The organism is Bradyrhizobium sp. PRIMUS42, from assembly GCF_023006515.1.
Lineage (GTDB): Bacteria > Pseudomonadota > Alphaproteobacteria > Rhizobiales > Xanthobacteraceae > Bradyrhizobium.
On sequence record NZ_JALBGZ010000779.1, the window covers coordinates 1 to 2,760 of the forward strand.

At 63.6% G+C, this 2,760-nt stretch carries 3 protein-coding genes; 2 read left to right on the plus strand and 1 reads right to left on the minus strand.

The features are described from left to right. On the minus strand, window positions 1-838 hold an 838-nt coding region (locus tag MOV75_RS33490; RefSeq protein WP_247007465.1), incomplete at its 3' end, for an ABC transporter ATP-binding protein. 202 nt (window positions 839-1,040) lie between these two features. Between MOV75_RS33490 and MOV75_RS33495 the strand changes: the two genes are divergently transcribed. Continuing rightward, on the plus strand, window positions 1,041-2,141 hold the full coding sequence (locus tag MOV75_RS33495) for a LacI family DNA-binding transcriptional regulator (protein WP_246923188.1): 1,101 nt from the start codon (window positions 1,041-1,043) through the stop codon (window positions 2,139-2,141). 122 nt (window positions 2,142-2,263) lie between these two features. Next, window positions 2,264-2,760 (plus strand): dihydroxy-acid dehydratase (locus tag MOV75_RS33500; protein ID WP_247007467.1); only part of this gene is annotated, 497 nt, incomplete at its 3' end.

A 2,760-nucleotide genomic window follows, 5' to 3' on the forward strand; every position in this document is an offset into this window, starting at 1 on the left:
CGCCGTAGACGGCGGGAAGGCCGTCGGACGCCGCGGGCGCGGTCTTGAGCGGCAGCTTGACGCCGTTCGGCCCCTCGAAGGTCGCGACGCCGTTGACGCGCACATGCCCCTTCAGGAAGTTCATCGCGGGCGAGCCGATGAAGCCGGCGACGAACTGGTTGTCCGGCTTGTCGTAGAGCTCGAGCGGCGTGCCCATCTGCTCGACGATGCCGTCATGCATGACGACGATCTTGTCGGCCATGGTCATGGCTTCGATCTGATCGTGGGTGACATAGACGGTGGTCGTCTTCAACCGCTGGTGCAGCTCCTTGATCTCGGTGCGCATGGCGACGCGGAGCTTGGCGTCGAGGTTGGACAAGGGCTCGTCGAACAGGAAGACCTGCGGGTCGCGCACGATGGCGCGGCCCATCGCGACGCGCTGGCGCTGACCGCCCGAGAGCTGGCGCGGGTAGCGATCGAGCAGTGGCGACAGCGCGAGGATCTCGGCGGCGCGCTTGACGCGCTTGTTGATCTCGTCGGAGCCGGCATTTCGCAGCTTCAGCGAGAAGCCCATGTTGTCGGCGACCGTCATGTGCGGATAGAGCGCGTAGTTCTGGAACACCATCGCAATGTCCCGCTCCTTGGGCTGGACATTGTTGACGACGCGGTCGCCGATCGAGATCGTGCCGGAGGTGATGTTCTCGAGACCCGCGAGCATGCGCAGAAGCGTCGACTTGCCGCAGCCGGAGGGGCCGACCAGAACGACGAACTGGCCGTCCTCGATCGGTACAGTCACGCCGTGCAGAACTTCAAAATTGCCGAACGATTTCCGCACGTCGCGGATTTGCACAGACGACATCTAGCTCCCTCCTCGAAAGTCCACGACGCCCCTAGCGCCGCGACCGTCTTGTTTTTCAGACTTCGCCGAACCAAGGCCCGACTTTAACGGGCTATATTGTCGGCAGTTTGTGCGGTTTTGGCAATTTGTCTTTGGTTAGTCGCTGCTGGTAGCGCTGTCAACGTTCCTTTGTTTGCCGGACCGACTGTGTTATGAGCAGCAAATGGGTCGAAAACGCACCAAGTCAGGCAAAATCCGGCTGGCGGAAGTCGCCGAGCTTGCCGGCGTCAGCCCCATTACAGCGTCCCGCTTCTTTCGGAATCCGGAGGCCCTGTCGATCGCCAAGCGGACCCGGGTCGAGAGCGCGGCCAAGGAGCTCGGCTATGTCCCGAACCTTGCGGCACGCGCGTTGGCCTCGCAACGCACCGAGGTCATCGGTGTCCTGATTCCCTCTCTCACCAACAACGTGTTCTCGGACGTGCTGCGCGGCATCTACGATGCGTCCGAAGGCAACCGTTACTCGATCCAGTTGTCCAACACACGCTACAGCATTCTCCAGGAGGAGAAGCTGCTGCGTCTGTTTCTGGCGCAGAAGCCGGCCGGACTGATCGTCACCGGCATCGACCAGACCGCGGAATCGCGCGCCATGCTGGAGGCCGCCGACTGCCCGATCGTGCAGATCATGGAGATCGGCCCCGACCCGGTCGACATGATGATCGGCTTTTCGCACTATGATGCAGCCCGCGCAGCGGTTGCGCACCTGTTCGAACAAGGCCACCGCAGGATCGGCTTCGTCGGCGCCCGCATGGATCCGCGGGTGCAACGGCGGCTGGACGGATATGTCTCGGCCATGAAAGACACCGCATTGTTCGAGCAGCGCCTGGTCGTCACGACCGCGACGCCGACCTCGGTGACGCTCGGCGGCGCCCTGTTCACCGATCTGCTGGCGCGAGAGCCCGACCTCGATGCAGTGTTCTGCGCCAATGACGACCTCGCGCTCGGCGTTCTGTTCGAATGCCGGCGCCGCGAGATAACGGTCCCCGACCAGATCGCGATCGTCGGCTTCAACGACCTCGAATTCATGGCGTCCGCCGTCCCCACCCTCACCAGCGTGCGTACCAACCGCTACGAGATGGGCAAGACGGCCGCCACCATGCTGATCGAGGCGATCGACGGGCGGCGCCCGGAGCAGCCGGTGCTCGATCTCGGCTTCAAGGTCATCGAGCGGCAAAGTTCGTCGCCGCGCCATTCGGAGAGCAGGCCAGCCGTTTCAGGCGCGGGTGCGGCGAACAAAATGGTAGCGTTACCAAGTGGCCATGACTAGTATCGCATTTGTGAGGAAACGACCCGCCAGCGGGCCAGCGATCCGTCATTGGCGCCATTGGGCATCGCACAAGCCGACACCCTAGGACGGACGCCGGTGCGTTTGCATTGCAGGAGAAACCAATGACAAAAAAACCAACCAATGGGCATGCGCCCGCCGGCAACGGCTCTCGACGCCACCTTCGCTCGCAGGAATGGTTCAACAACCCGCATAATCCGGGCATGACGGCGCTCTACATGGAGCGCTACCTCAATTACGGCCTCACCCGCGCCGAGCTGCAGTCCGGCAAGCCGATCATCGGGATCGCCCAGACCGGCAACGACCTCTCTCCCTGCAACCGCCACCATATCGAGCTTGCCCATCGCGTCCGCGAGGGCATCCGCGAGGCCGGCGGCATCGCGATGGAATTCCCGACCCATCCGATTCAGGAGACCGGCAAGCGCCCGACCGCCGCGCTCGACCGCAACCTCGCCTATCTTGGCCTGGTCGAGATCCTCTACGGTTATCCGCTCGACGGCGTCGTGCTCACCACCGGCTGCGACAAGACCACGCCGGCCTGCATGATGGCGGCGGCGACCGTGAACCTGCCCGCGATCGTGCTGTCGGGCGGCCCGATGCT

Excerpts from the sequence above, each read along its gene's own strand:
- MOV75_RS33495 (WP_246923188.1), top strand. The coding sequence starts at position 1,041 with ATGGGTCGAAAACGCACCAAGTCAGGCAAAATCCGGCTGGCGGAAGTC.